The sequence below is a fragment of the Leucobacter aridicollis genome (assembly GCF_024399335.1).
In the GTDB taxonomy this organism is placed as follows: Bacteria; Actinomycetota; Actinomycetes; order Actinomycetales; family Microbacteriaceae; genus Leucobacter; species Leucobacter aridicollis_A.
Map to the genome: position 1 here is coordinate 1,224,519 of NZ_CP075339.1, position 22,647 is coordinate 1,247,165.

The window sequence follows — 22,647 nt, forward strand, 5'->3', positions numbered from 1 at the left end:
GACCAAATTGCCTTAGATCAAACGGCAGCTCCAGAACCGGTCTACTTAGCTTGAAGCTGCTTCGAGGCTGCGCGGCCTAGCCAATGCGTACCTCGAGACTAGCCACAAAGAGGCATGACACACACCTTGGATTCGTGTCAGCAGGACACGTCGGAGCTCTGGAGCAGGCGCAAAAGCACAACCAGGTATGACCGCTAACTGACACCTCGGCACAGCCCCGACCTGCTGCCGAGCTCAATAGGCAGCAGCGTCAGCCTCGTTGTGCCTCCGGGCTAGACCGAGCGGACACCAGCCTTCCACACGCCGTGAGTGAGGCGCATCCCAGGGCGGTATGCGAGGTGCGTGACTGACGGGGCGTCGAGCAGCTGCACATCGGCGCGTGCGCCGGGGGAGACAACACCAACTCGCCCCTGGGCCTCGCCACGGGGATTGACCCAGCCGTCCTCGTGCATGCCGAGCGCGATCGCGCCGCCGAGCGTCGCTGCGCTGACAGCCTCCTGAATCGAGAGCCCCATTTGCAGCACCGCGGTCGCGACGCAGAACCCCATCGAGCTCGTGTATGACGTCCCAGGGTTGCAGTTCGAGGCGATCGCGACGACGGCGCCTGCGTCAATGAGGCGCCTCGCCGGGGCGAGCGGCATGCGCGTTGAGAGGTCGCATGCGGGGAGCACTGTCGCGACTGTCCCTCGTTCGCCGTTCGCCCGCGACCACGATCCCGAGAGCGCTTCGACGTCGGCGTCGTCGAGGAAACCGAGGTGGTCGACGCTCAACGCCCCGTGCGCGACGGCAAGCTGCGTGCCTGGGCCGTGCCCGAGCTGATTGCCGTGTACGCGGGTCGCGAGGCCGGCCGCGGCCGCCGCGGTGAGGATCCGCTCGGTTGCCGCCCCGTCGAAGGCGCCGGTCTCGCAGAACACGTCGACGGCGCTGACGAGCGGTGCCACGGCAGCGAGCATCGGGCCGGTCACGAGATCGAGATACTCGGCCGGATCTGCGCCAGCAGGCACCAGATGCGCGCCCAGGAATGTGACTGCGTCAACCTGGGCCGCCGCGACGCGCGCCGAGCGCACCTCGTCGGCCACCGTCAGCCCGTAGCCTGTCTTCGTCTCCATCGTTGTCGTGCCATCGCGAAGCGCCTCGCCTACGAGCCGCGCGAGGTTCGACCCGAGTTCGGCCTCGGAGGCCGCGCGAGTGGCGTCCACCGTGACATTGATGCCGCCAGCGGCATATCCCTCACCAGCCATGCGCGCCTCGAACTCGGCGGTGCGGTCGCCCGCGAACACCATGTGGGTGTGAGAGTCGACCCAGCCGGGAAGCGCCGCGCGGCCCTCGGCGTCGACACGTTCGTCGGCCGCCGGGGCGTTCGCTGCTGGGCCAACCCATGCGATCCTGTCGCCGTCGATCACCACGGCGGCATCCCGCATGCGGCCACCGATCCCGTCCCCGAGTGCGGGGTCGTTCGTTGTGAGCTCGCCGATGTTGTCGATGAGGATCGCGTGGGTCATGTGCTCAGTCTCCCAGGATGTGTCGTGAGTTATCTCTGCAGGTGTGCGCCAGCAGGAATTACCAGGCTGCCTCGGTGTTGCGGATCGTGGGTTCGAGCGGCACGCGCACCCCGCGCTCCTTCGCGACCTCGTCTGCACGCTGGTATCCAGCGTCGACGTGACGGATGACACCCATTCCCGGGTCGTTTGTGAGTAGGCGCTCGAGCTTCTCGGCAGCGAGGTCGGTGCCGTCGGCGACCGAGACCTGGCCGGTGTGGATCGAGCGCCCGATGCCAACGCCGCCGCCGTGATGGATCGACACCCAGGTCGCCCCCGACGATGTCGCAGTGAGGGCGTTGAGGAGCGGCCAGTCTGCGATTGCGTCCGAGCCGTCGGCCATTGCCTCGGTCTCGCGGTAGGGCGACGCGACCGACCCGGAGTCGAGGTGGTCGCGGCCAATCACGATCGGTGCCTTCACCTTGCCCTCGGCGACGAGCCTGTTAAAGAGCAGCCCGGCCTGGTGGCGCTCGCCGTACCCGAGCCAGCAGATGCGCGCGGGAAGGCCCTCGAACTCGACGCGTTCGGCAGCGGCGTCGAGCCATTTGTGCAGGTGCGCGTTCTCCGGGAACAGCTCCTTCAGCGCCTCGTCTGTGACGCGGATGTCTTCGGGGTCGCCTGAGAGGGCCGCCCAGCGGAACGGTCCGAGTCCCTCGCAGAACAGCGGGCGGATGTACGCAGGCACGAAGCCTGGGAACTCGAATGCGCGGTCGTAGCCACCCTTGCGGGCCTCATCGCGGATTGAGTTGCCGTAGTCAAACACCTCGGCGCCAGCATCCTGGAACTCAACCATCGCCTTGACGTGAGCGGCCATCGCCGCCTGCGCGTCACGGGTGAACTGCTCAGGATCCTGCTCGGCACGAGCGAGACGCTCGTCGACCGAGTAGCCGATGGGCAGGTACGACAGGGGGTCGTGCGCGCTCGTCTGATCGGTCACGAGGTCGATTGTGATTTCGCCTGCCTGGTGACGGCGCAGAATCTCGGGGAAGACCTCGGCCGCGTTACCAACGAGGCCGACAGACCAGCCGCGGCGCTCTTGCTTCGCCTGCTGTACCTTCGCGAGCGCCTCGTCGATGTCTTCGACGACCTCGTCAAGGTACCTCTTGCCGACGCGCCTGTCGAGGCGGGTCTTGTCGACGTCAACGATGAGGCATGCGCCGTCGTTCAGGGTCACCGCGAGCGGCTGCGCGCCGCCCATGCCGCCGCAGCCGCCGGTGAGCGTGATTGTGCCAGCGAGCGAGCCCTTGCCCTCGACACGGGTGATGCGCCCTTGCCCCTGGAGCTTGCGGCCAGCCGCCGCGAAGGTTTCGTAGGTGCCCTGCAGGATGCCCTGCGTGCCAATGTAGATCCACGAGCCCGCCGTCATCTGCCCGTACATCATGAGGCCCTCTGCCTCGAGCTTTCGAAACTCGGGCCAGGTCGCCCAATCGCCGACGAGGTTCGAGTTGGCGAGCAGCACGCGGGGCGCCCACTTGTTCGTGCGGAACACGCCAACGGGCTTTCCCGACTGCACGAGCAACGTCTCGTCTTCTTCGAGGTCGCGGAGCGTGTCGACGATCGCGTCGAACGCCTCCCAGCTGCGGGCGGCGCGGCCTGTGCCGCCGTAGACGACGAGGTCGTCAGGGCGCTCGGCAACCTCGGGGTCGAGGTTGTTCATGAGCATGCGAAGCGGGGCCTCGGTCTGCCAGCTCTTCGCTGAAATCTCGGTGCCGCGGGGTGCGCGGACGGGGCGTGCGCCGGGGAGAGCCATCGTTGGTTCCTTTCATACGGTCTGTGATCGAGCCGATGAATCCATCTCACCCTGCCTGAGGGACCCAAACAACGTCGCACCAGGCGACCCTGTCCGGAATACCGGACGTGGGCACCTGGTGCGACATGCTGGCTCGTGGTGACTGCGCAGGCTACCCCTCGGAGGCGCCGACGACGTCGACAGCCTCGGTGCCGTAGGCGCCCGGCTCCGTGCCATGACCGATCCGCGCGTATACAGCTGGTCGCCTCGCCTTCAGCACGAGACCCCAAATGACGCCGGCGGCGCCTGCAAGAGCGACGATGATCGGCAGCACGTAGGTGGCCGCCGACGGAGCCTCCTGCCCGAGCTGCAAGTGGAAGTTCGCGATGATCATGACGAACACCCACGCGAGCAGCAGACCTGAGATCAGCGGCGCGACGAGCGTGGTCCAGAGGCCCAGGCCGCGCCTGTCACGCGCGAAGAAGCCGATGACTGCCGCGGCAATGACTGCCATGAGCATGACGAGGCCCATCGCGCCAGTGTTCGTGAGCCAAGTGAACATCGTCAGCACCGGGTAGAGGAACCCCTGCTCGCCAAGCGCAGCTTCGCCGCCGAGCGCGCCGGCGATTGCGAAGCCAGCCGTCACCACAAGCGCGATCACTGTCTGCGCGACGGATCCCGCCCACGGCGCCCCTGACTTCGCTGTGTGCGCGAACCAGCCTGGCAGCACGCCCTCGCGGCCAAGCGAGAAGAAATATCGGGCGACAGCATTGTGGAACGACTGCAGTGCCGCGAACAAGCTTGTGAGGAACAAGATGTTCATGATGTCCACGAAGATGACGCTGACGTGCTCAGACATGAACACGAACATGAGGTCTGGGCCGAACTCCTGCGAGGCCCCAACAATGTTCGAGGGCCCAACGCCCACCGAGAATGCCCACGCACTGAACGCGTAGAAGACGCCAATGATCGCGACAGCCGCGTAGGTGGCGCGCGGGACTGTCCGCTTCGGATCCTTCGCCTCTTCACCGTAGATCGCCGCTCCCTCAAACCCCATGAAGGCTGCAACGCCGAACACGAGCACGATGCCGAGTGATGGGCCAAACAGCTCTGCCGGGTTGAGGGTAGCCGCAGTCACACCCTCAGGCGCGGCTGCAAGCGCGTAGACGTCGAACACGATGACCACGAGAAACTCGAGCGCGACGAGGACGCCGAGCACCTTTGCCGAGACGTCGATCTTGTTGACGCCGAGGAGCCCGACAGCGATGATGCCGATGATGATCCAGAGCCACCACGGCGAGGAGAACCCGAGCTTTGCCTCCAGAAACATTGAGAGCTGAAACCCGAACAGCCCAAAGATGCCGATCTGCATTGCGTTGTAGGCGACGAGTGCGATGAGCGAGGCCCCGACGCCTGCCGCCCTGCCGAGCCCTCGGGAGATATAGGCGTAGAACGCGCCAGCGTTCGTGATGTGCCTGCCCATCGCGGTGTAGCCGACCGCGAAGACGGTGAGAATAGCTGCGATGAGCAGGAACCCGAGCGGAACCCCGAGAGACCCGGTGACTGCGAAGGAGGTCGTGACTCCGCCCGCTACGACGGTGAGCGGGGCAGATGCAGCGATGATCATGAGGGTGATCGCGGGGACGCCGAGCGTGCGGCGGCTGAGCCCTGGGTCGTGCGCGCTGTGCTGAGTGTGCGGTGCTTCGCTCATATGCGTGAGTCCTCTCGTGGCGTCGTTGCCTGTGCACGCCCTGGGGCCCAGAGACGTGCGTCGATCAGAGTCTAAGAAGGCGCACAGCTTGGAGATAGGGCTGGGCTGTGTCAGCAGCGCACAGCCCATGTCTGCGAGTGCAGACCTCGACGATCAGTCAAAAGTGAGGTCGCAGGCGGCGCACGGTGCATGACTGTGGGCGCACGTCTCGCCGAGGAAGCGCCCCGCCGCCGGAGTGCTTCCTAGGGTGAAAGCATGTACGCAGTGACGGCGGTGCCGATGATGCCCGTGGTGATGGTCTCCACCGCCGCGCTGTGCCTGTGGTGCGCCGCGCGGTCGGGAAATCGGCTGCAGTTGGGCGCCACATGCGTGATGTTCGCGGCGATGCTCGATCACGCGATCGTCGGGCTCGTGGCTCCCGCGCTATGGGCAGCGCTGCTCGTCTGCGCCGGGCTCATTACCGCGGCCTCGCTGCGGCCAGCCGGAGGGCTGGACGTTGGTCGGGCCGGCGGTTGGAGTGCTGGCTTCGGCGCGGACCGTGGTGCGGCTGGCGATGGTGACCCGACGTGCGATGGCGGCGCTGCGGTCGGACTGTGGCGCTCACCCGGACCTGCCGCAGCGCCAGCCACCCTGAGCGGGGCCCGAGTTGCGCGCGGGATCCTGACCGCCCTGTCGTACCCAGCAATGGGGGCGCTGCTGCTCGTGAGTGCCGCCCCTCGATCCCAGCCTGCCGCGTCTCCGCTTGCTGTCACGGCAGCGCACAACCACGGTGGGGCGCCATCGGTCGGGTGGCTGCTTGCGGCAGTAGTGGTGTTGTCCGTCGCGCTCGCGACCGCGGCGCTTGCCGCGGCCAGGGGCGGCCGCCGACTCGCGGCGGTCGACGCCGGTGCCATGACGCTTATGCTTGGGGCGATGCTCGCCTGACTCCCTTCCGTCTCGCCCCAAACGTTCCCCTCGCCCGCAAATGCTATGGGAATTCGGGTGCGATGAGAACGTGTGAGCGCCCGCGGAGCTTGCAGCCACCTGCCGGGTCACGACGGGCCGCCGCCGGCGCAGCTGAAATGGCGGAGGGGCTGGAGCACGTGCGCGCTCCAGCCCCTCCGCCATAGCTCTGGTTACAGGGTGTTGCCGAGCTTGAAGCCCTTCTCGCCCTCGTCGTCACGGGTGTACGAGAAGCCGTCGGCGCCGATGGTCACCGCCATCTCGGAAGCGTCGGTGCGGGCCACGACGGGCTGCGGGTTGCCGTCGAGGTCGAGCACGAGCGACGCCTCGGTGTACCACGACGGCACGACCGGGTTGCCCCACCAGTCGCGGCGCTGGTTGTCGTGCACGTCCCAGGTGACGACCGGGTTGTCTGGGTCGCCGGTGTAGTAGTCCTGGGTGTAGATCTCGACGCGGTGGCCGTCGGGATCGAGGATGTAGAGGTAGAACGCGTTCGAGACGCCGTGGCGGCCGGGGCCGCGCTCGATGCGGTCGGACATGCGCAGCGCGCCGAGCTTGTCGCAGATCGCGAGGATGTTGTGCTTCTCGTGCGTCGAGAATGCGACGTGGTGCATGCGGGGGCCGTCGCCGCCCGTCGCAGCCGTGTCGTGCACGGTCGGCTTGCGGCGCAGCCAAGCTGCGTACACGGTGCCCTCTTCGTCCTGAATGTCCTCGGTGACGCGGAAGCCGAGGTCCTGGTAGTGGCGCACGGCTCGCGGCACGTCGGGGGTGACCTGGTTGAAGTGGTCGAGGCGCACGAGTGCGCCAGGGGTGTAGAGGTCGTAGCGCCAGGCGAGGCGCTCCACGTGCTCGACATCGTAGAAGAACTCGAACGGGAAGCCGAGCGGATCCTCAACGCGCACCGAGTCGCCGATGCCCTTGGTGAAGCCCTCGCTGCGGCGTTCGACCCGGCAGCCGAGCTCGGTGTAGAAGGCGACGGCCTTGTCGAGGTCCTCGGGGGTGCGCACGCGGTACGAGAACGCGGCGACCGCGGCAACCGGGCCCTTGCGCAGCACGAGGTTGTGGTGAATGAACTCTTCGAGCGAGCGCAGGTAGATTGCGTTCTCGTCTTCCTCGGTCACGGTGAGGCCGAGTACGTCGACGTAGAACTCGCGCGACTTCGCGAGGTCGGTGACAACGAGCTCCATGTACGCGCAGCGCAGGATGTCGGGTGCCTCCGACGTCGGCGTGAGGATCGGGTTGTCGGTCTGGATTGGGGCTTCCTTGGTGACGTAGAAGCCAGACGAGGTCTTTTCGCGACCCTTGAGATCAGACATGGGGATGTCCTTCCTGGTGGGGTGGCCAGCGCGCTCGTCGCGGAACGCGCTGGCCGGATTCTTGGTGGTTACTTGCCAGCGCCGAAGCGCGGCGAATGTGCCTCGTTGAGCGTGATGTGCACGGCCTGCTGGTCGGTGTAGAAGTCGATCGAGCGGTAGCCGCCCTCGTGGCCGAGGCCAGAAGCCTTCACGCCGCCGAACGGGGTGCGCAGGTCGCGCACGTTGTTCGAATTCAGCCACACCATGCCGGCCTCGACTGACTGCGAGAAGTTGTGTGCGCGCTTGAGGTCGGAAGTCCAGATGTACGCCGCGAGGCCGTACTTCGTGTTGTTCGCGAGCTCGAGCGCCTCCTCGTCGGTGTCGAACGGGGTGATCGCGACGACGGGGCCGAAGATCTCCTCCTGGAAGATCCGTGCGTCGGGCGCGACGTCAGCGAACACCGTGGGGGAGACGAAATTGCCCGTCGGGAACTCGTCGGGGCGACCTCCGCCTGCGACGAGACGGCCCTCGGTCTTGCCGATCTCGATATACCGTGTGACCTTCTCGAAGTGCTCAGGGTGCACGAGTGCGCCGACCTCGGTCGCCGGGTCTGACGGCAGCCCAACAACAACGTTCTTCGCGCGCTCGGCGTACCGCTCGACGAACTCGTCGTAGATTGAGCGTTCGACGAGGATGCGGCTTCCCGCGGTGCAGCGCTCACCGTTCAGGCTGAACACCCCGAAGACAGTGGCGTCGAGCGCAGACTCAAGGTCGGCGTCGGCGAACACCACAGCCGGGCTCTTGCCGCCGAGCTCCATGGAGAGGCCCTTCAGGTAGGGGGCCGAGTTCGCGAAGATCAGCGAGCCGGTGCTCGACTCGCCAGTGAACGAGATGAGCGGCACGTCGGGGTGCTTGACGAGCGCATCGCCGGCCTCCTCACCGAAACCGTTGACGAGGTTGAAAACACCGTCGGGCACGCCAGCCTCGCGGAAAATCTCTCCCCACAGCGACGCCGACAGGGGCGTAAACTCGGCAGGCTTCAGTACAACGGTGTTGCCTGTTGCGAGCGCGGGGCCGAGCTTCCACGACTCGAGCATGAAGGGCGTGTTCCACGGCGTAATGAGGCCGGCGACGCCGATCGGCTTGCGGTTCACGTAGTTGATCTGCCGGCCCGGCACCTTGAAGGTGTCGTCGTGCTGCGCGACGATGAGATCGGCGAAGAACCTGAAGTTCTCGGCGGCGCGGCGGGCCTGACCCTTGGCCTGGGTGATCGGAAGGCCCGAGTCGAAGCTCTCGAGCTCAGCGAGCTGCGCGTCGCGCGACTCGACGATGTCGGCGACCTTGTGCAAGATTCGCGAGCGCTCGCGCGGCAGCATTTTCGGCCACGGGCCCTCCGTGAACGCGCGGCGTGCGGCTGCAACAGCGAGGTCGATGTCGGCCTGCTGGCCGGCCGCGGCCTGGATATAGGTCTCGTTCGATACGGGATCAAGAACGTCGAACTCCTCGCCGCCGACCGAGTCAACGAACTTGCCGTCGATGAAGTGGCGGATCTTGTCGGGGAGCCCTGCGGGCTTCGTGTGAGTCATGCTGTCGCCTCCGTGTTTGGGTAGTGGAAACTTGAAAATGGGTGGATGGGTTACGCGGCCGAGACCGGATGCTTGAGCTCGTCGGAGTGTGCGAGTACCGCGTCAAGAGTTGCAGTGCGGTGTGCGCGGGCCGCGAGCTCAATCTCGAGCGGGCTGGCACCCTGTTCGATGAGGTCGAGGATGCGTTCGTGCTCCTCGACAGACTCGCTTGCGCGGCCTGGCACGAAGCTGAACGATGAGTTCCGCAGCACCTTCATGCGGTTCCATCCGCGGTGCACGAGGTCGAGGATGTGGGGGTTCGGGCAGGTCTCGAACAACACGGCGTGGAACTCGAGGTTGAGCTCGGTGAACCGTGTCGGGTCGAAGGCTGTGAGCGATTCGCGCATAGTCTCGTTGACTGCGCGTGCGCGGCTGAGCTGATCCTTCGTGATGAACGGCGCTGCCAAGCCCGTCGCCGAGCCCTCGACGAGCGCGAGGGTTTGCATCGTGTGCAGGTACTCGGTCTCCTTCACGAGCGAGACCTGGGCGCCAACGTTCCGCTCGAATGTGACGAGCTGCTCGGCTTCGAGGCGGCGGATCGCCTCGCGCACGGGCACGACCGACATGTCGAGCTCAGCGGCGATCGGGGCGAGCACGAGCCTGTAGCCGGGCATGTACTCGCCGGCGTCGATCCTGCCCCTAATAAGGCGGTACGCGCGCTCGGACTTCGATTCAGCACTCATGGGTTAGCCCCTGCCGGTTTCTGCGACATAGCGCGCGCGCCACTCAGCGTTCATGGGGAACAGCCCGTCGACCGCGTGCCCCTCGGCGACACGATCGGCGACCCAGCCGTCCTCGAGTTCCTGAGCGGCGGCCTCGGCGGCAACCTCTGCGAGCAGGAACGGCGGGATCACGATGACGCCGTCGCGGTCTCCCATGATGATGTCGCCCGGCTGGACGGCAGCCCCACCGCACGCGATCGTCACGTCGGTCTCCCACGGCACGTGGCGGCGTCCCAGCACGCTCGGGTGCGCGCCCTGCGAGAAGACAGGGATGTCGAACTGCTGCACGGCCGCGAAGTCGCGTACGCCGCCGTCGGTGACGACGCCGGCCGCGCCGCGAACCTGCGCGCGGAGGGCAAGCACGTCGCCGACGGTTCCGGTCGAAGGGACACCGCGCGCCTCGACGACGAGCACCTCACCCTCGTTCACGGTGTCGAATGCGCGCTTCTGGGCGTTGAAACCGCCAGCGTGCTCCTTGAACAGGTCGGGGCGGAACGGAATGAAGCGGAGCGTCTTCGCCGTGCCGAGGATCGTGTCGCCCTCGTGGTTCGGGTACACGCCATCGATGAAGATCTCGGTGTAGTCGCGCTTGCGGAGCGCCGCGGAGACCGTTGCGACCGCAACGCCGCTGAGCAGTTCGCGGATCTCCGGGGTGAGCGGGCTCGCGTCGGCCCCGTTTGCTGCGGCGCTGGTGCCTGCGTTTGCGGCGGCGCTGGTTGCTGCGCCGGTTCCGTCGAGGGGGGTCGCGCGGCCCGCGGCGACGGCCGCGGCGTGCTCGTCTTCGCTGCCCCACGCTTCAACCCGCTGGAGATCGTTCACCGCAGGACGGTTGCCGAAGTCGCCGAACTCGGTCTCGCCCTGTGTGACTGTCGTCACGAGACGCCCGGTGGTCGGGGCGCCCGGCGCCGTCGGGGCGTCGACTTCGACCTCAACCACGTCGCCGGGGAGGAGTACCGACGAGCCCGCGGGAGTGCCTGTCAGGATCACGTCGCCGGGCTCGAGCGTCATGTGCTGCGAGAGGTCGGCGACGAGCTGGCCGAACGGGAACTTCAGGGTGTCGCTCGTGTCGTTCTGTACGAGCTCGCCGTTGACCCAGGTGCGCACCCGCCAGTCGCCCTCACCGATGCCATCGGTCGGGATCGTGACCGGGCCGATCGGCGTGAACCCATCGCCGCCCTTGTTGCGCACGTTCGAGCCCTTGTCTGCGGCGCGCAGATCGTAGAGCCCGAGATCGTTGGCAGCGGTCACTTGCGAGACGTACTTCCAGCCGTCTTCGGGGGAGACCCAGCGGGCCTCTTCGCCAATGACGAGCGCGATCTCGCCCTCGAATGCGAGCAGCTCAGTGCCGGCTGGGCGCTCGACGGTGCCGCCCGTTGGCGCGAGCGACGAGGCTGGCTTGAAGAAGTATGAGGGGAACTCGGGGGTGCGGCCGCGCTGTGCGATCCGCGAGGGGTAGTTCAGGTGGACGGCGATGATCTTGCCAGGCATGTCGATTCCGAACTCGTTGTCGAGCACGGCCTCGAACTCTTGGTCGAAGTCAGCCTCAAACTCGGCTTCGTTTTCAAGCGCTGCATCGTTTTCGAGCGTCATGACTACCTCGTCTCCTCTTTGTATTTCATATCGTATACGATCTGGTGGCCGTTGGGAAGGGGTGGGTGTGGGAGGGCACCGGCTCCACCTCGCCGGCTTCACCCCGCCGGCTTCACCCCGCCGGCTTCACCCCGCCGGAGAGTAGCTTCCCTGCAAAACGGGCCCTTAAGCACTGTGGGCAAGGGGGTGTTTTGTCAGATAGTGTCTGTCTGGCGAGCTGAGGGGCCTGGGCAGGCCAGGGCTAGGGCTAGGGCTAGGGCCAGGGCCAGGGCCAGGGCTAGGGCTAGGGCTAGAGCTAGTAGCTGGCGCGTGGTGTGGCAGCGCCACCCGAAGAAGCGCCACCAGGTTCAGTCGGGATGAACTGTTCGACGAGCGCTTCGGTCGCGCGTGCGAGAAGCGCGACATCGGCGCCCACTGCGACGAAGTTCGCCCCGGCCTCGATGTAGCGCTCCGCCTGCTCTGGGACGAACGCGTTCACCCCGACAGGTTTGCCAGCGGCTCGCGCGGCCGAAATGACGTGCAACACCGCGTCAATCACGGCCGGGTGTGACTGCTGGCCGAGAAGGCCCATCGAGGCGGCGAGGTCTGCCGGGCCGACGAACACGGCGTCGACGCCGTCGACGGCCACGATGCGCTGCACGTCACTCACCGCCGAGACCGACTCGATCTGCACGGTCACGCTCACCAGGTCGTGTGCCCGAGTCAGGTAGTTTTCGACGCGATTCCACCGTGCGGAGCGTGCGAGTGCCGAACCGACCCCGCGGGTCCCTTCGGGTGCATAGCGCGTTGCCCGTACGACCTCCTCGGCCTGTTCCGCCGAGTCGACCATCGGGATCAGCAGATTCTGTGCCCCGAGGTCGAGAAACTGCTTGATTGTGACAGTGTCGCCGTAGGGTGGGCGGACCACGACCGTCGCCGGGTATGGCGCCATCGCGTGCAGCTGTGCGAGCAGCGACTCAAGCCCATTGGGGGAGTGCTCGGCGTCGAGGAGCACCCAGTCGCAGCCGCTTCCTGCGACGATCTCGGCGTTCACGGCGCTGCCAGCGGTTGCCCACAGCCCGATCAGTGCACGATCGGACTCGGCGAGGCGATCGCGGAGTGTCGGCGGAAGTTCTAGATGAATCGGCACGTTACTGACCCCAGTCCGTTGTAATCTGCGTGCACGGTGTCGCCGCGCTCGACCCACATGGGCTTGGTGAAGGAGCCCGCAAGGATGATTTCGCCGGCCTCGAGTGACTGCCCGTGCTGGGCAAGCTTGTTCGCGAGCCATGCCACTCCGAGCGCGGGGTGCCCGAGCACGGCGCCAGCGACGCCCGAATCCTCGATCGTCTCGTTGCGGTACAGCAGCGCTGGCACCCAGGTGAGGTCAACATCGTCGACCTTCACTGGCCGGCCGCCCAAGACCATCGCGCCCATCGCGGCGTTGTCCGAGATGGTGTCGACGATCGTGCGGCCCTCGAGTTCCAGGTGCGAGTTCAATACCTCGAGCGCTGGGACGACGTACGCTGTTGCCTCGAGCACGTCGAACAGCGACACGTTTGGGCCGGCGAGCGGCTTCGCAAGCACGAACGCGAGCTCGACCTCGATGCGAACGTTTGAGAAACGGTCGAACTCGAGCGTTGCGCCCGACTCGAAGACCATATCGTCGTGGATCACGCCATAATCTGGTTCGGTGATTCCTGTCGCGACCTGCATCACCTTCGACGTGAGGCCAATCTTGTGGCCAACAAGGCGGGCCCCAGCGGCGATGCGGCGATCAGACCATTCCTTCTGGATCGCGTACGAGTCCTCGATCACCATGTCGGGGTAGCGAGACGTGAGTCGGGGGAGCACCGCGCGGTCGCGGTCCGCTTGGACGAGTTCGTCGGCAATCGATGCGATTTGAGAGGGATCGAGCACAGGGGCCTCCGCTTCTTCGGGGTGTGGTGCGTGGTGTGCGGCCCCGGCTGGGAGATCCAGTCGCGGCCATATCTCAGATCGTATACGATCCGAGTCCTGTGTTCTAGCCCAGACCGCCGGGGTGATGCGCGAGAGTGTTCCTCGGCGTTTGCCATGAGGGTGTAGACTGATACGATGCCCTCTTCCGAGAACACCGCGCCCGAGTCCGCAGACGAGACCATCGCTGCCGAGACCGCAACCGCTGACGCGCAGACCGAGACGCCAGAAGCGACTTCTGAGACTGCACCTGTGACTGCTCCCGAAACTTCATCCGATTCATCGACCGATTCCAGCCCTGCCGCTGAGCCCGCTTCCGAGAAGCCGGCCCCAGCCGCAGAGGCCGACGCTGAACGCGTGACATTCGCAGACCTCGGCCTCGCGCCGAAGGTGCTCGAAGCGATCACCGCGGTCGGCTACGAGACCCCGTCCGCCATTCAGGCTGCGACGATCCCGACCCTCCTGTCAGGGCGCGACGTCGTCGGCCTCGCGCAGACCGGTACTGGCAAGACCGCTGCGTTCGCGCTGCCGATCCTGTCGCGCATCGAGCCCGGCCAGGGCGTGCCGCAGGCCCTCGTGCTCGCGCCGACCCGTGAGCTCGCTCTCCAGGTGTGCGAGGCCTTCGAGAGCTTCGCGTCGAAGCTTCCCGAGGTGCACCTGCTTCCCGTCTACGGCGGTCAGGCGTACGGGCAGCAGCTCTCGGCGCTGCGCCGCGGCGTCGACATCGTCGTGGGTACCCCGGGCCGCATCATGGATCACCTGAAGCGCGGCTCGCTCGACCTCACACAGATCAAGTACCTCGTGCTTGATGAGGCCGACGAGATGCTGAAGATGGGCTTCGCAGAAGACGTTGAGACGATCCTCGCCGATACCCCGCAGGAGAAGCAGGTTGCGCTGTTCTCAGCCACGATGCCGAACCAGATTCGCCGCATCTCGCAGCAGTACCTCAACGATCCGCGCGAGGTGAAGATTGCCGGCAAGACGCAGACCTCCTCAAACATCACGCAGCGGTACATCGTTGTCTCCTACATGCAGAAGGTTGACGCGCTCACCCGCATTCTCGAGGTCGAAGACTTCGATGGCCTCATCGTCTTTACGCGCACCCGAGGCGATTCCGAGCAGGTTGCCGAGAAGCTCCGCGCACGCGGTTACTCGGCTGCCGCGATCAACGGCGACGTGCCGCAGAACGTGCGCGAGCGCACGGTGCAGTCCCTGAAGGATGGCCGCCTCGACATCCTCGTCGCCACCGACGTCGCGGCGCGCGGTCTCGACGTCGAGCGCATCAGCCACGTCGTGAACTTCGACCTGCCAATCGACACCGAGTCGTACGTGCACCGCATTGGCCGTACGGGCCGCGCTGGCCGCTCTGGCGACGCGATCAGCTTCGTCACGCCGCGCGAGCGTCGCATGCTCACGTCGATCGAGAAGGCAACGAAGCAGACGCTCACGCAGATGCAGCTGCCCCGTGTCGAAGAGGTCAACGCGACCCGCCTCACCCGCTTCGACGACGCGATCACCGCGGCGCTCGGGGAGACGGACCGCATCGAGCGCTTTCGCGACATCATCGACCACTATGTGCGTCACCACGATGTTCCCGAGACCGATGTCGCGGCAGCGCTCGCGGTCGTCTCGCAGGGTAAGACGAAGCTGCTGCTTGACGAGGCAGACGACCAGAAGTTCGCGCGTGACCGCCAGCAGGCTGCCCGCTTCCTTGAGGACGGTCAGCGCGACAGGGATCGCGGAGGCCGCGACGATCGTGGCGGCAGGTTCGACCGCGACAAGCGTGAGCCGCGCGCGCAGCGCGATGACTTGCAGATGTACCGCATCGAGGTCGGACGTCGTCAGAAGATTCAGCCGGGCCAGATCATCGGTGCGATCGCGAACGAGGGTGGCCTCACCCGCGACGACTTCGGTCGCATTCAGGTGCGCGACGACTTCTCGCTTGTTGAGCTTCCGAAGAAGCTGTCTGCAGAGACTGTTGCTGCGCTCGCAGACACCCGTATCAGCGGCAAGCTCATTGAGCTTCGCGAAGACTCTGGCCCAAGCCCGCGTGGCAAGGGCTGGGAAGATCGCGGCGATCGCGGTGGGCGCGGCGGCTACGACCGAGGCGGGTACCGCGGACGCGATGACCGCGGCGGCGACCGTGGTGGGTACCGCGGGCGCGACGACCGCGGCGGCGACCGTGGTGGGTACCGCGGCGGCAACGACCGTGGCGGCGACCGTGGTGGGTACCGCGGCGGTAACGACCGTGGCTACGGCGGCGACCGCGGCGATCGCGGTGGCAACGATCGCGGATACGGTGGCGATCGCGGTGGGTACCGCGGACGCGATGACCGTGGGGATCGAGGCGGCGACCGCGGCGGACGCGGGGGCTACGGCGGCGATCGTGGCGGCTACGGCGGAAACGACCGCGGGAATGACCGTGCTGACGGCAAGCGCAAGCCGCGCTGGTAACTAGCGCAGGCGTAGGTAGCGTAGATGAGGAGGGCCTCCCGGGACAATCGTCCCGGGAGGCCCTCCTCAATTGTGTGGGGCGCGCCGACGGGTTAGCCGCTGATGACGTGCGGCTCAGCGACGGCCTTCAAACCGAGCACGCCAAACTCCCTGCCGTAGCCCGACTGCTTTGCCCCGCCGAACGGGATCATCGGGTGCAGGCCGCCGTGCGAGTTGATCCAGGTCGTGCCAGCCTCGAGCCGTGCCGCGACCTCGAGCGCCTTGGCGCGGTCAGACGACCAGACGGAGGAGCCGAGGCCAACCTCGAGTTCGTTCGCGAGCGCGACAGCCTCATCGACATCGGAGTACCGGATGATTGGCAGTGCGGGGCCGAACTGCTCCTCGAGCACGAGTTCTTGGTGGGCATCGATGTCGGCGATGAGCGTCGCCGGGTAGAAGTTGCCGACGGCCTCACGGTCTGGGTTCCCGCCGAGCACAACCCGCGCGCCCGAGGCCTTCGCCGATTCGACGAGCCTGTCGACGATGTCGAACTGCGCACGGTTCTGTAGCGGCCCGAGCACGTTCTGTTCGTCGAGTCCCACACCCATTGGCACAGCCGCGGCCACCGCCGCAAGCTCCTCGACGACAGCGTCGTACACCGAGTCGTGCACGTACAGGCGCTTGAGCGCGGCACATGTCTGGCCAGTGTTGATGAACGCGCCCCAGAATAGATCCTCAGCGATCGCCTTCGGATCTACGTCGGGCAACACGATCCCCGCGTCGTTTCCGCCGAGCTCGAGCGTGAGCCGCGTCACGTTCGGGGCCGAGGCTTCGATGATGCGCTTGCCGACCGGGGTGGACCCAGTGAACATGATCTTGCCAATCTTCGGGCTGCGCGTGAGCGCGTCGCCGACGGTGCGGCCCGGGCCCGGCACGATGTTCAGTACGCCTTTCGGGAGCACTGTGTTCATCACGTGCACGAGCGCGAGCACGGAGAGGGTCGTTGTCTCCGCTGGCTTCAGCACGACAGTGTTGCCCATGCGCAGCGATGGGGCGATCTGCCAGATCGAGATCATCATCGGCCAGTTCCATGGCGAGATCGCGCCGACGACGCCGATCGGGCGGTAGTGCAGTTCGGCGTAGCCCGACTCGTCATCCACGACAACCTCGACGGGGAGCGGGGTGTCGGCTGCGGCCCGCGTCCACGCGACGCAGCCGCCGACCTCGAACCTCGCGTTCGGGCCGTTCAGCGGCTTGCCCTGCTCACGCGAGAGCAACTCGGCGAGCGGCTCAGCGTGGGCTTCGATTGCGTCGGCCGCGCGGTTCAGCATCTCGCTCCGCGCCTCGTGGCCGAGCGTTGCCCATTCTCGTTGGGCCTTCTCTGCCGTGTCAATCGCCGCTTCGAGCGCTGCGACGTCGCTCACCGGCGCCTGCCCGATGACCGCGTCGGTCGCTGGATCGCGAACCTCGCGGCTGTCGCCGCTGTTCGCGGTCACGGCGGCGAGTAGCTCTTCGTAGCTCAACATGTGGGTTCTCCATCTGTGAAGGGGTGAGTAAAAGTCGACGTTGGAGCGTGGTGGTACGCCGCTACGCGCGCGGCCGTCCGCACGCACAGGCCGCGCCGCCGCAACGGCATGACCCGCCTGCGCAGCAGCCGCATCCACCGCCAGCGCAGCACCCGCCTGCGGCCCCGGCGCTGGGCCCGGAGTCGCCCGCGCAGGAGGCGCCGGCGCGAGCGTCTTCCGGGAGGTTCATCGCTGGGTTTTGGTCGAGGAACCCGTGCGGCTTGAACCAGAAGCCCGAGTAGTCAACCGGCATGATCGGCCAGTCTTCGGTGCGGGGAATGTGCGTCGGCCCGAACGAGTGCCAGAGCACGATGTCTTCGCCGTCGAGCGATCTGTCTGCCGCTGTCCACGCGGGAAGCCCGGCGCCCGGCTCGTGCGCGTTGGGGTAGAAGCCTGCAGGGTAAAGCTCTTCGGCGTCGTACTGCGTGCCCCACAGGTGCTTCGTCGCGAACGCCGCGCGCCCGTGCACGGTCGCCTCTGGCTGCGCCGCGAGCAGCATCTTTCCCTCGGGGATCAGCCAGTACGCGGTCGGCTTACCAACGTAGTTTGTGCGGTGAGCGGAGCGCACCTCCCATACCCGCGATGACAGCCCGTTAGCGATCCGCTGCGCCTCAAGCTCGCTCGTGAGCTGCGTGTTCGTCCAGGTGAACGCGTTGCCATATGGATTCTCGGGGCCCGTCGGAATCCCTGCCGCCTCGATCTCGTGCAGCGTGTTGTCCTCGCCGTCGATTGCGACATCGAGTCGCGCGCAGAAAATGTGCTGGTGCACGGGCGTGAAGATGCCTGGCGCGATCTCGGGACCGTGCGGATTCTCGCTGCCAGGGATCCCGGCGCCGGCGAACACGATGCCTGTGGCCTTCGCTTCCATCTGGATCGAGCCGTCGAGGTAGAAGTACCAGAAGAACCCGTAGTCGTAGTTGCCGATTGTGGTGAAGTAACTCACGACGAGCCTGCGGCTGCGCCGTGTTTCGGCGTTGCCCGCGAGGTCTGTGTGCTTCCAGAGGATGCCGTAGTCCTCTTCGTGCATGCAGACGGCCTGCGGTATGACGACTGGGTTGCCGTGGTCGTCTGGGACGAACGCGTCGAAGTAGTGGATGACGCCGAGGCAGTCGCATCCGAGCGCGAGCGAGTTCGCGTTCTTGCCGAGCAGGTATTCACCCGCGTCGAAGTAGCTGATCCAGTGCCGGCTCACCGACGTGTCGCCGTACGGCACGACCATCTCGGGCACGCTTGCGCGGGTCGCGACCGAGCGATCCTCATCGCCGTCTCGCCACGTGAGCTGGTTGAGCACGAGGCCTTCCTGCTGGTTGAAACCGACGCGGAACTTCCAGTTCTCCCACTGCACCAGGCTGCCGTCGACGGAGAACGACGGGCCCTCGGGCTGGGTGATCTCGATCGGCTTGAGAGAGGTGCGCACCGGGCCCTGCACGTCGAGCGTGTAGTTGCCGTGCTGCTCGGGGACGGGCACGTCGCCCTCGTCGTCGAGCCTGAAAACTCGCCGCTCGGTGAGGTCAACGTGCGCGACGAGGCCCTCGATCGGGTGCGCCCACGGGCTGTCGTTCTCGGAGAACCGCAGGTAGGTATGCGAGCGGACGATTCGCTTGCCGACCTCGTCCTCGCGGCCGAAGAAGCCTGGGGCGAGCGGCGAGCAGAACGCGAGCTCAATGTGCTCCTCGAGCCCTCGGCGGCGCATCGCAGCCTGCCATTCGGGGGAGGCTTTCACGATGTCGGCCGCGTCATCGTATTCCTCGAAGAGGTACTGCGGCTGCCCGTAGGGTGCCTCGCCGTTCGGAATCACGGTGAGCGAGTCGACCTCGCCGCGAGTCACCGAAACGATCGCCTCCGACGCGACCCCCGTCGAGCGTTCGAGGAGCGTTACCCTGATCCTGCGATCCATCGGGTCGCCCGTGCGCCACGAGGCGAGTGCGTCTTTCGCGGGATCTACGGGGAGCATCCTGGGCACCCGTGTGTGCTCGGAGAAGTGGCCGGCATCGACGAGGATCGCGCGCGCCGCGGCGATCTCGTCGCCGGTGAGCGGGTCGAGCGGGTGCCGCACCTCGGTGGGCGTCGTGATCCGCTTGCCGTGCGTGTGCGTGACATCGGGGGCATGAATGCCTGGAACGTGCGTCATTGAAACCGTCCTTGTCGCCGTTGAGGGAGTGAACTCACCTCAGTATCGCAACGGGCCGCTTCGTTGGCTTGGACGTGGGCGCAGCCACGTTGACGGGCGGTGATCGAAGTCACGCCCAAGGCTAGACGCCGCGAAACTCCCGCGGCGAGACTCCGTGGGCCGCCTTGAATACCCGGCTGAAGTGCGCGGCGTCGCTGAACCCCCACCTCGTCGCAATGGCTGCGACGGTGCGATCGGACAGTGCCGGATCGCGGAGGTCTGCGCGGGAACGCTCGAGCCTGCGTTCCCTGATCCAGCTCGAAACCGTCGTGTCTGCACTGCGAAACAAGACGTGGAGGTGGCGTTTTGAGATGTAGTGCGCGGCTGCGATCGACCCGGGCGATAGCTCGGGGGAGCCGAGGTTGTCGTCGATGTAGCCGCAGATGCGCTGCAGCAGCAGCTGGTGCGGGTCGCGCTGCTCTGGCGAGGCGGCAAGCACGTCGGCGAAGAGCGTGCCGAGCAAGTCGAGGCTCGTGTGCGCGAGTTTCGCCCTCACGCCCTCGGCGAGCGGGGTGAGCCTGGCGGGGAACTGCGACAGGTACGTCGAGACAATCGGCACGAGCCCAGGGTGCTCTTCGGCGAGCGGCGCCGCAATGAGCTGGTCGGTGAGCGATGCGGGCAGCTCGAGACGGTCTTTCGGGAACATGACGATCAGTGTTTTAAACTCGTCGGCGAACTCGAGCGTGTACGGGCGAGAGGTGTCGTAGATTGCGAGGTCACCCGGCCCGATGACGAGCTCCCGGCCATCCTGCACCAGGTGACCGGAGCCCGACAGCATGAGACTCACCTTGTAGAAACCGGAGCCACCGTCAGCGATACTCGCCGCGGTGCGTTCGACGATGTGCGGGAGCGCAGCGATCTCGGTGAACGCAATGCCGTCGGTGTCGAGCGATTCCATGCTCGCGCTGAATGGCGCGCCGCGGCGCTCTCGCTCCCTCGTGACCTCCAGTGGCACGAACGAACTCGAGACCATGCCCCGGAAAGCGCCGAGGCTTTCCAAGACGGTCAGCCCACTCATGGGGCACAGACTACCCCGAAAATCTCGAAAGACCAGCCTGAGGTGTCGCGGAGTGCTCGACGGCACGCCGTTTCAGCGGTCACCCGTAGACAGCGCCGGGGTTGAGGATGCCCTCGGGGTCGAGCGCGCGCTTGATGCGGCGGTTGAGCTCCATGGCGTCGGGCCCGAGGTAGTCCGCGAGCCAGGGTTGCTTCATTCTCCCGACGCCGTGTTCGCCGGTGATGGTTCCGCCGAGGCTGATTGCGAGCTCCATGATTTCGCCGAATGCGAGATCGGCGCGGGCGCACTGCGCCGGGTCGCTGGGGTCGGTCACGATGAGCGGGTGTGTGTTTCCGTCGCCAGCGTGGGCGACGACGGCGATCGGCACCTCGCGCCGGGTAGCGATCTCGCTGATGCCGGTGACCAGGTCGCCGAGCCTCGGAAGCGGCACCCCAACATCCTCAAGCAAGAGCGTGCCACGGCGCTCTACGGCAGGAATCGCAATTCGGCGTGCGATGGCGAACGCCTCGCCCTCCTCAGCATCGGATGTCGCGAAGCACTCCGACGCCCCGGCTGCGGTGCAAATTTCGTTCACGCGCTCGATGAGCGTTGCCGCGTGCTCGCCTGGCTCGTCGCACTGGACGACGAGCATAGCGGCGGCGTCGCGGTCGAGGCCCATCCTGGTCTCATCCTCGACCGCGTTCACGGTCTCCCGATCCATGAACTCAAGCATTGCTGGTCGCATCTCAGCGGTGATCCCGAGTACTGCCGAGGTCGCAGATGCGAGGGTGGGAAACGCTGCCACGAGCGTGGTGCGGGCCCCCTGCGCGGGGATGAGGCGCAGCGTCACCTCGGTGATAACGCCGAGCGTGCCCTCGCTCCCGACAAACAGCTTGGTGAGCGACAGTCCGGCAACGTCCTTGAGTCTGGGCCCGCCGAGCGTGACTGCTGTGCCGTCGGCGAGTACGACCGTCATTCCGAGCACATAGTCGGTCGTGACTCCGTACTTCACGCAGCACAGCCCTCCGGCGTTCGTCGCAACATTGCCGCCAATCGAGCAAAACTCGAACGACGAGGGATCCGGCGGGTACCAGAGCCCATGCGCCGCTGCCGCGGCCTTCACCTCAGCGTTGAGTGCGCCGGGCTCGGCGGTCGCGGTGCGCGTGGCCGTGTCGATCGTGACTGACCGCATCCGATCGAGTGAGAGCACAATGCCGCCTTCGACGGCGGAGCTTCCGCCAGACAAACCGGAGCCCGCGCCGCGTGGTACGACAGGCACGCCGGCCGCTCCGGCGATCCTGACCGCCTGCTGGACCTCCGTCGTCGTCGTCGCTCGAACGACGGCGAGCGGGACTCCGGCGTTCGGGTCCCGTGCGCGATCCCACCGGTAGGCCTCCATGGACGCTGGGTCGGTGACGAGCGATTCCGGCGGGAGCGCTGTCGCGAGGGCTGCGAGTGTGTCGGCTGCGTGCATCATTGAACTGCCTTCCATCGTCGGACTCCGGTGTCCGTACCGGAGTGGGGCCGGTTGCGACGGGATGCTAGCAGGCCGCGGTGTGTGGCCGACCCCTTTCTGCCTAGCGCGCGCCCCCGCCGAGGCGGGCGGCTGCGCTCTGCAGCGCTGCGACTACCTGCGGCACCATCTCGTCGGTGATTCGTGCGGCGGGGCCCGAGACTGAGAGCGCGGCTGGAGGGGTTGCGCCAGGCACGGCGACGGCAATGCAGCGGACACCGATCTCGCGCTCGCCGTCGTCGAGCGCGTAGCCGCGCCCACGGGTGTCTCGTAGCTCGCGGAGGATCTCGGTGACAGTCGTACGCGTTGTGGCCGTGTATTTCGGAAGTCCGGTGGCCTCGAGGATCGCACGCACCCGCGTCTCGCTCAACGTCGCAAGCATCGCCTTGCCGGCACCCGCCGCGTGTGGCAGAACCCGGCGGCCGACCTCGGTGAACATTCGCATCTGGTGCCGCGAGGGTTGCTGGGCGACGTACACGGCGTTCGTGCCGTCGAGCACGACAAGGTTTGCCGTCTCCTGCGAGAGCTCTTCGAGCTCGCGAAGCATGGGCTGCGCGCGCACCGCGAGCTCGGGCGCAGCCCGGTTGCCGAGCGCAATGAGGCCCGGCCCGAGGCCATACTCTCGCCCGGCAGTCTGGCGGGTGTAACCGAGCTCTTGCATGGTCTTCAAGAGCCGGTGGGCGGTGGGCTGAGCGAGCCCTGTGCGCTCGGCAAGTCGCTGCAGTGACATGGGCTCGGATTGCGCCGCGAGGGCCTCGAGGAGCGCGAAGGCGCGCGCAACTGACTGGACTTGGCCGGGCGGCGCCGTGTCGCGCTGCGCCGCTTCAACTTCGGGTTCTCCGATGCGTTTCTCCACGAATTCCATAATACGGAATCAACATT

Annotated in this window: 16 protein-coding genes; 2 read left to right on the forward strand and 14 right to left on the reverse strand. The window is 66.6% G+C overall.

The genetic code is table 11. The features are described from left to right. Nucleotides 1-272 precede the first annotated feature (272 nt). The 3 genes from hutI to KI794_RS05530 form a co-directional block, all read right to left on the reverse strand. Nucleotides 273-1,502 carry an imidazolonepropionase gene (gene hutI / locus KI794_RS05520; protein WP_255809406.1) on the reverse strand — a complete coding sequence of 410 codons (1,230 nt, stop codon included), beginning with the start codon at nt 1,500-1,502 and terminating at the stop codon, nt 273-275. Nucleotides 1,503-1,560: 58 nt separating this feature from the next. Further along, nucleotides 1,561-3,288 (reverse strand): urocanate hydratase, encoded by a 1,728-nt coding sequence (hutU, locus tag KI794_RS05525; RefSeq protein WP_255809407.1) that lies wholly within the window; start codon nt 3,286-3,288, stop codon nt 1,561-1,563. Nucleotides 3,289-3,439: 151 nt separating this feature from the next. Further along, nucleotides 3,440-4,978, reverse strand: coding sequence for an APC family permease (locus KI794_RS05530; RefSeq protein WP_255809408.1), 1,539 nt, complete (start codon nt 4,976-4,978; stop codon nt 3,440-3,442). 255 nt (nt 4,979-5,233) lie between these two features. Here KI794_RS05530 and KI794_RS05535 point away from each other — a divergent pair, with 255 nt between their 5' ends. Then, nucleotides 5,234-5,902 carry a hypothetical protein gene (locus KI794_RS05535; protein ID WP_119281435.1) on the forward strand — a complete coding sequence of 223 codons (669 nt, stop codon included), beginning with the start codon at nt 5,234-5,236 and terminating at the stop codon, nt 5,900-5,902. A gap of 191 nt (nt 5,903-6,093) precedes the next feature. On the opposite strand, the gene hpaD is transcribed toward KI794_RS05535, so the two are convergent. From hpaD to KI794_RS05565, 6 genes are all read right to left on the reverse strand, one after another. Further along, nucleotides 6,094-7,236 carry a 3,4-dihydroxyphenylacetate 2,3-dioxygenase gene (gene hpaD / locus KI794_RS05540; RefSeq protein WP_119281434.1) on the reverse strand — a complete coding sequence of 381 codons (1,143 nt, stop codon included), beginning with the start codon at nt 7,234-7,236 and terminating at the stop codon, nt 6,094-6,096. A gap of 68 nt (nt 7,237-7,304) precedes the next feature. Beyond that, nucleotides 7,305-8,801, reverse strand: a complete 1,497-nt coding sequence (gene hpaE, locus KI794_RS05545; RefSeq protein WP_255809410.1) for a 5-carboxymethyl-2-hydroxymuconate semialdehyde dehydrogenase — start codon at nt 8,799-8,801, stop codon at nt 7,305-7,307. Nucleotides 8,802-8,851: 50 nt separating this feature from the next. Continuing rightward, nucleotides 8,852-9,523 (reverse strand): GntR family transcriptional regulator, encoded by a 672-nt coding sequence (locus tag KI794_RS05550; protein WP_255809411.1) that lies wholly within the window; start codon nt 9,521-9,523, stop codon nt 8,852-8,854. A gap of 3 nt (nt 9,524-9,526) precedes the next feature. Then, complete coding sequence (locus tag KI794_RS05555) at nt 9,527-11,050, reverse strand: fumarylacetoacetate hydrolase family protein (protein ID WP_255809738.1); 1,524 nt, start codon at nt 11,048-11,050, stop codon at nt 9,527-9,529. Nucleotides 11,051-11,447: 397 nt separating this feature from the next. Further along, nucleotides 11,448-12,281 (reverse strand): HpcH/HpaI aldolase family protein, encoded by an 834-nt coding sequence (locus tag KI794_RS05560; protein WP_255809413.1) that lies wholly within the window; start codon nt 12,279-12,281, stop codon nt 11,448-11,450. Beyond that, a complete protein-coding gene (locus KI794_RS05565) occupies nt 12,266-13,051 on the reverse strand; it encodes a fumarylacetoacetate hydrolase family protein (protein ID WP_255809415.1) in 786 nt (261 codons plus the stop codon). Before KI794_RS05565 ends, KI794_RS05560 begins: the two co-directional genes overlap by 16 nt. Before the next feature lie 174 nt (nt 13,052-13,225). On the opposite strand from KI794_RS05565, the gene KI794_RS05570 reads away from it, so the two are divergent. Then, on the forward strand, nt 13,226-15,541 hold the full coding sequence (locus KI794_RS05570; RefSeq protein WP_370647864.1) for a DEAD/DEAH box helicase: 2,316 nt from the start codon (nt 13,226-13,228) through the stop codon (nt 15,539-15,541). A gap of 92 nt (nt 15,542-15,633) precedes the next feature. On the opposite strand, the gene KI794_RS05575 is transcribed toward KI794_RS05570, so the two are convergent. The 5 genes from KI794_RS05575 to KI794_RS05595 form a co-directional block, all read right to left on the reverse strand. Continuing rightward, nucleotides 15,634-17,046, reverse strand: coding sequence for an aldehyde dehydrogenase family protein (locus tag KI794_RS05575; RefSeq protein WP_255809416.1), 1,413 nt, complete (start codon nt 17,044-17,046; stop codon nt 15,634-15,636). 61 nt (nt 17,047-17,107) lie between these two features. Beyond that, the gene (locus KI794_RS05580) at nt 17,108-19,216 is read right to left on the reverse strand and encodes a primary-amine oxidase (protein WP_119281427.1); all 2,109 of its coding nucleotides are present in this window, start codon (nt 19,214-19,216) and stop codon (nt 17,108-17,110) included. A gap of 121 nt (nt 19,217-19,337) precedes the next feature. Then, on the reverse strand, nt 19,338-20,273 hold the full coding sequence (locus KI794_RS05585) for a helix-turn-helix domain-containing protein (protein WP_119281426.1): 936 nt from the start codon (nt 20,271-20,273) through the stop codon (nt 19,338-19,340). A gap of 79 nt (nt 20,274-20,352) precedes the next feature. Further along, complete coding sequence (locus KI794_RS05590) at nt 20,353-21,729, reverse strand: FAD-binding oxidoreductase (RefSeq protein ID WP_119281425.1); 1,377 nt, start codon at nt 21,727-21,729, stop codon at nt 20,353-20,355. Between the two features lie 100 nt (nt 21,730-21,829). Then, complete coding sequence (locus tag KI794_RS05595; protein WP_255809418.1) at nt 21,830-22,621, reverse strand: IclR family transcriptional regulator; 792 nt, start codon at nt 22,619-22,621, stop codon at nt 21,830-21,832. Between the last annotated feature and the right edge of the window lie 26 nt (nt 22,622-22,647).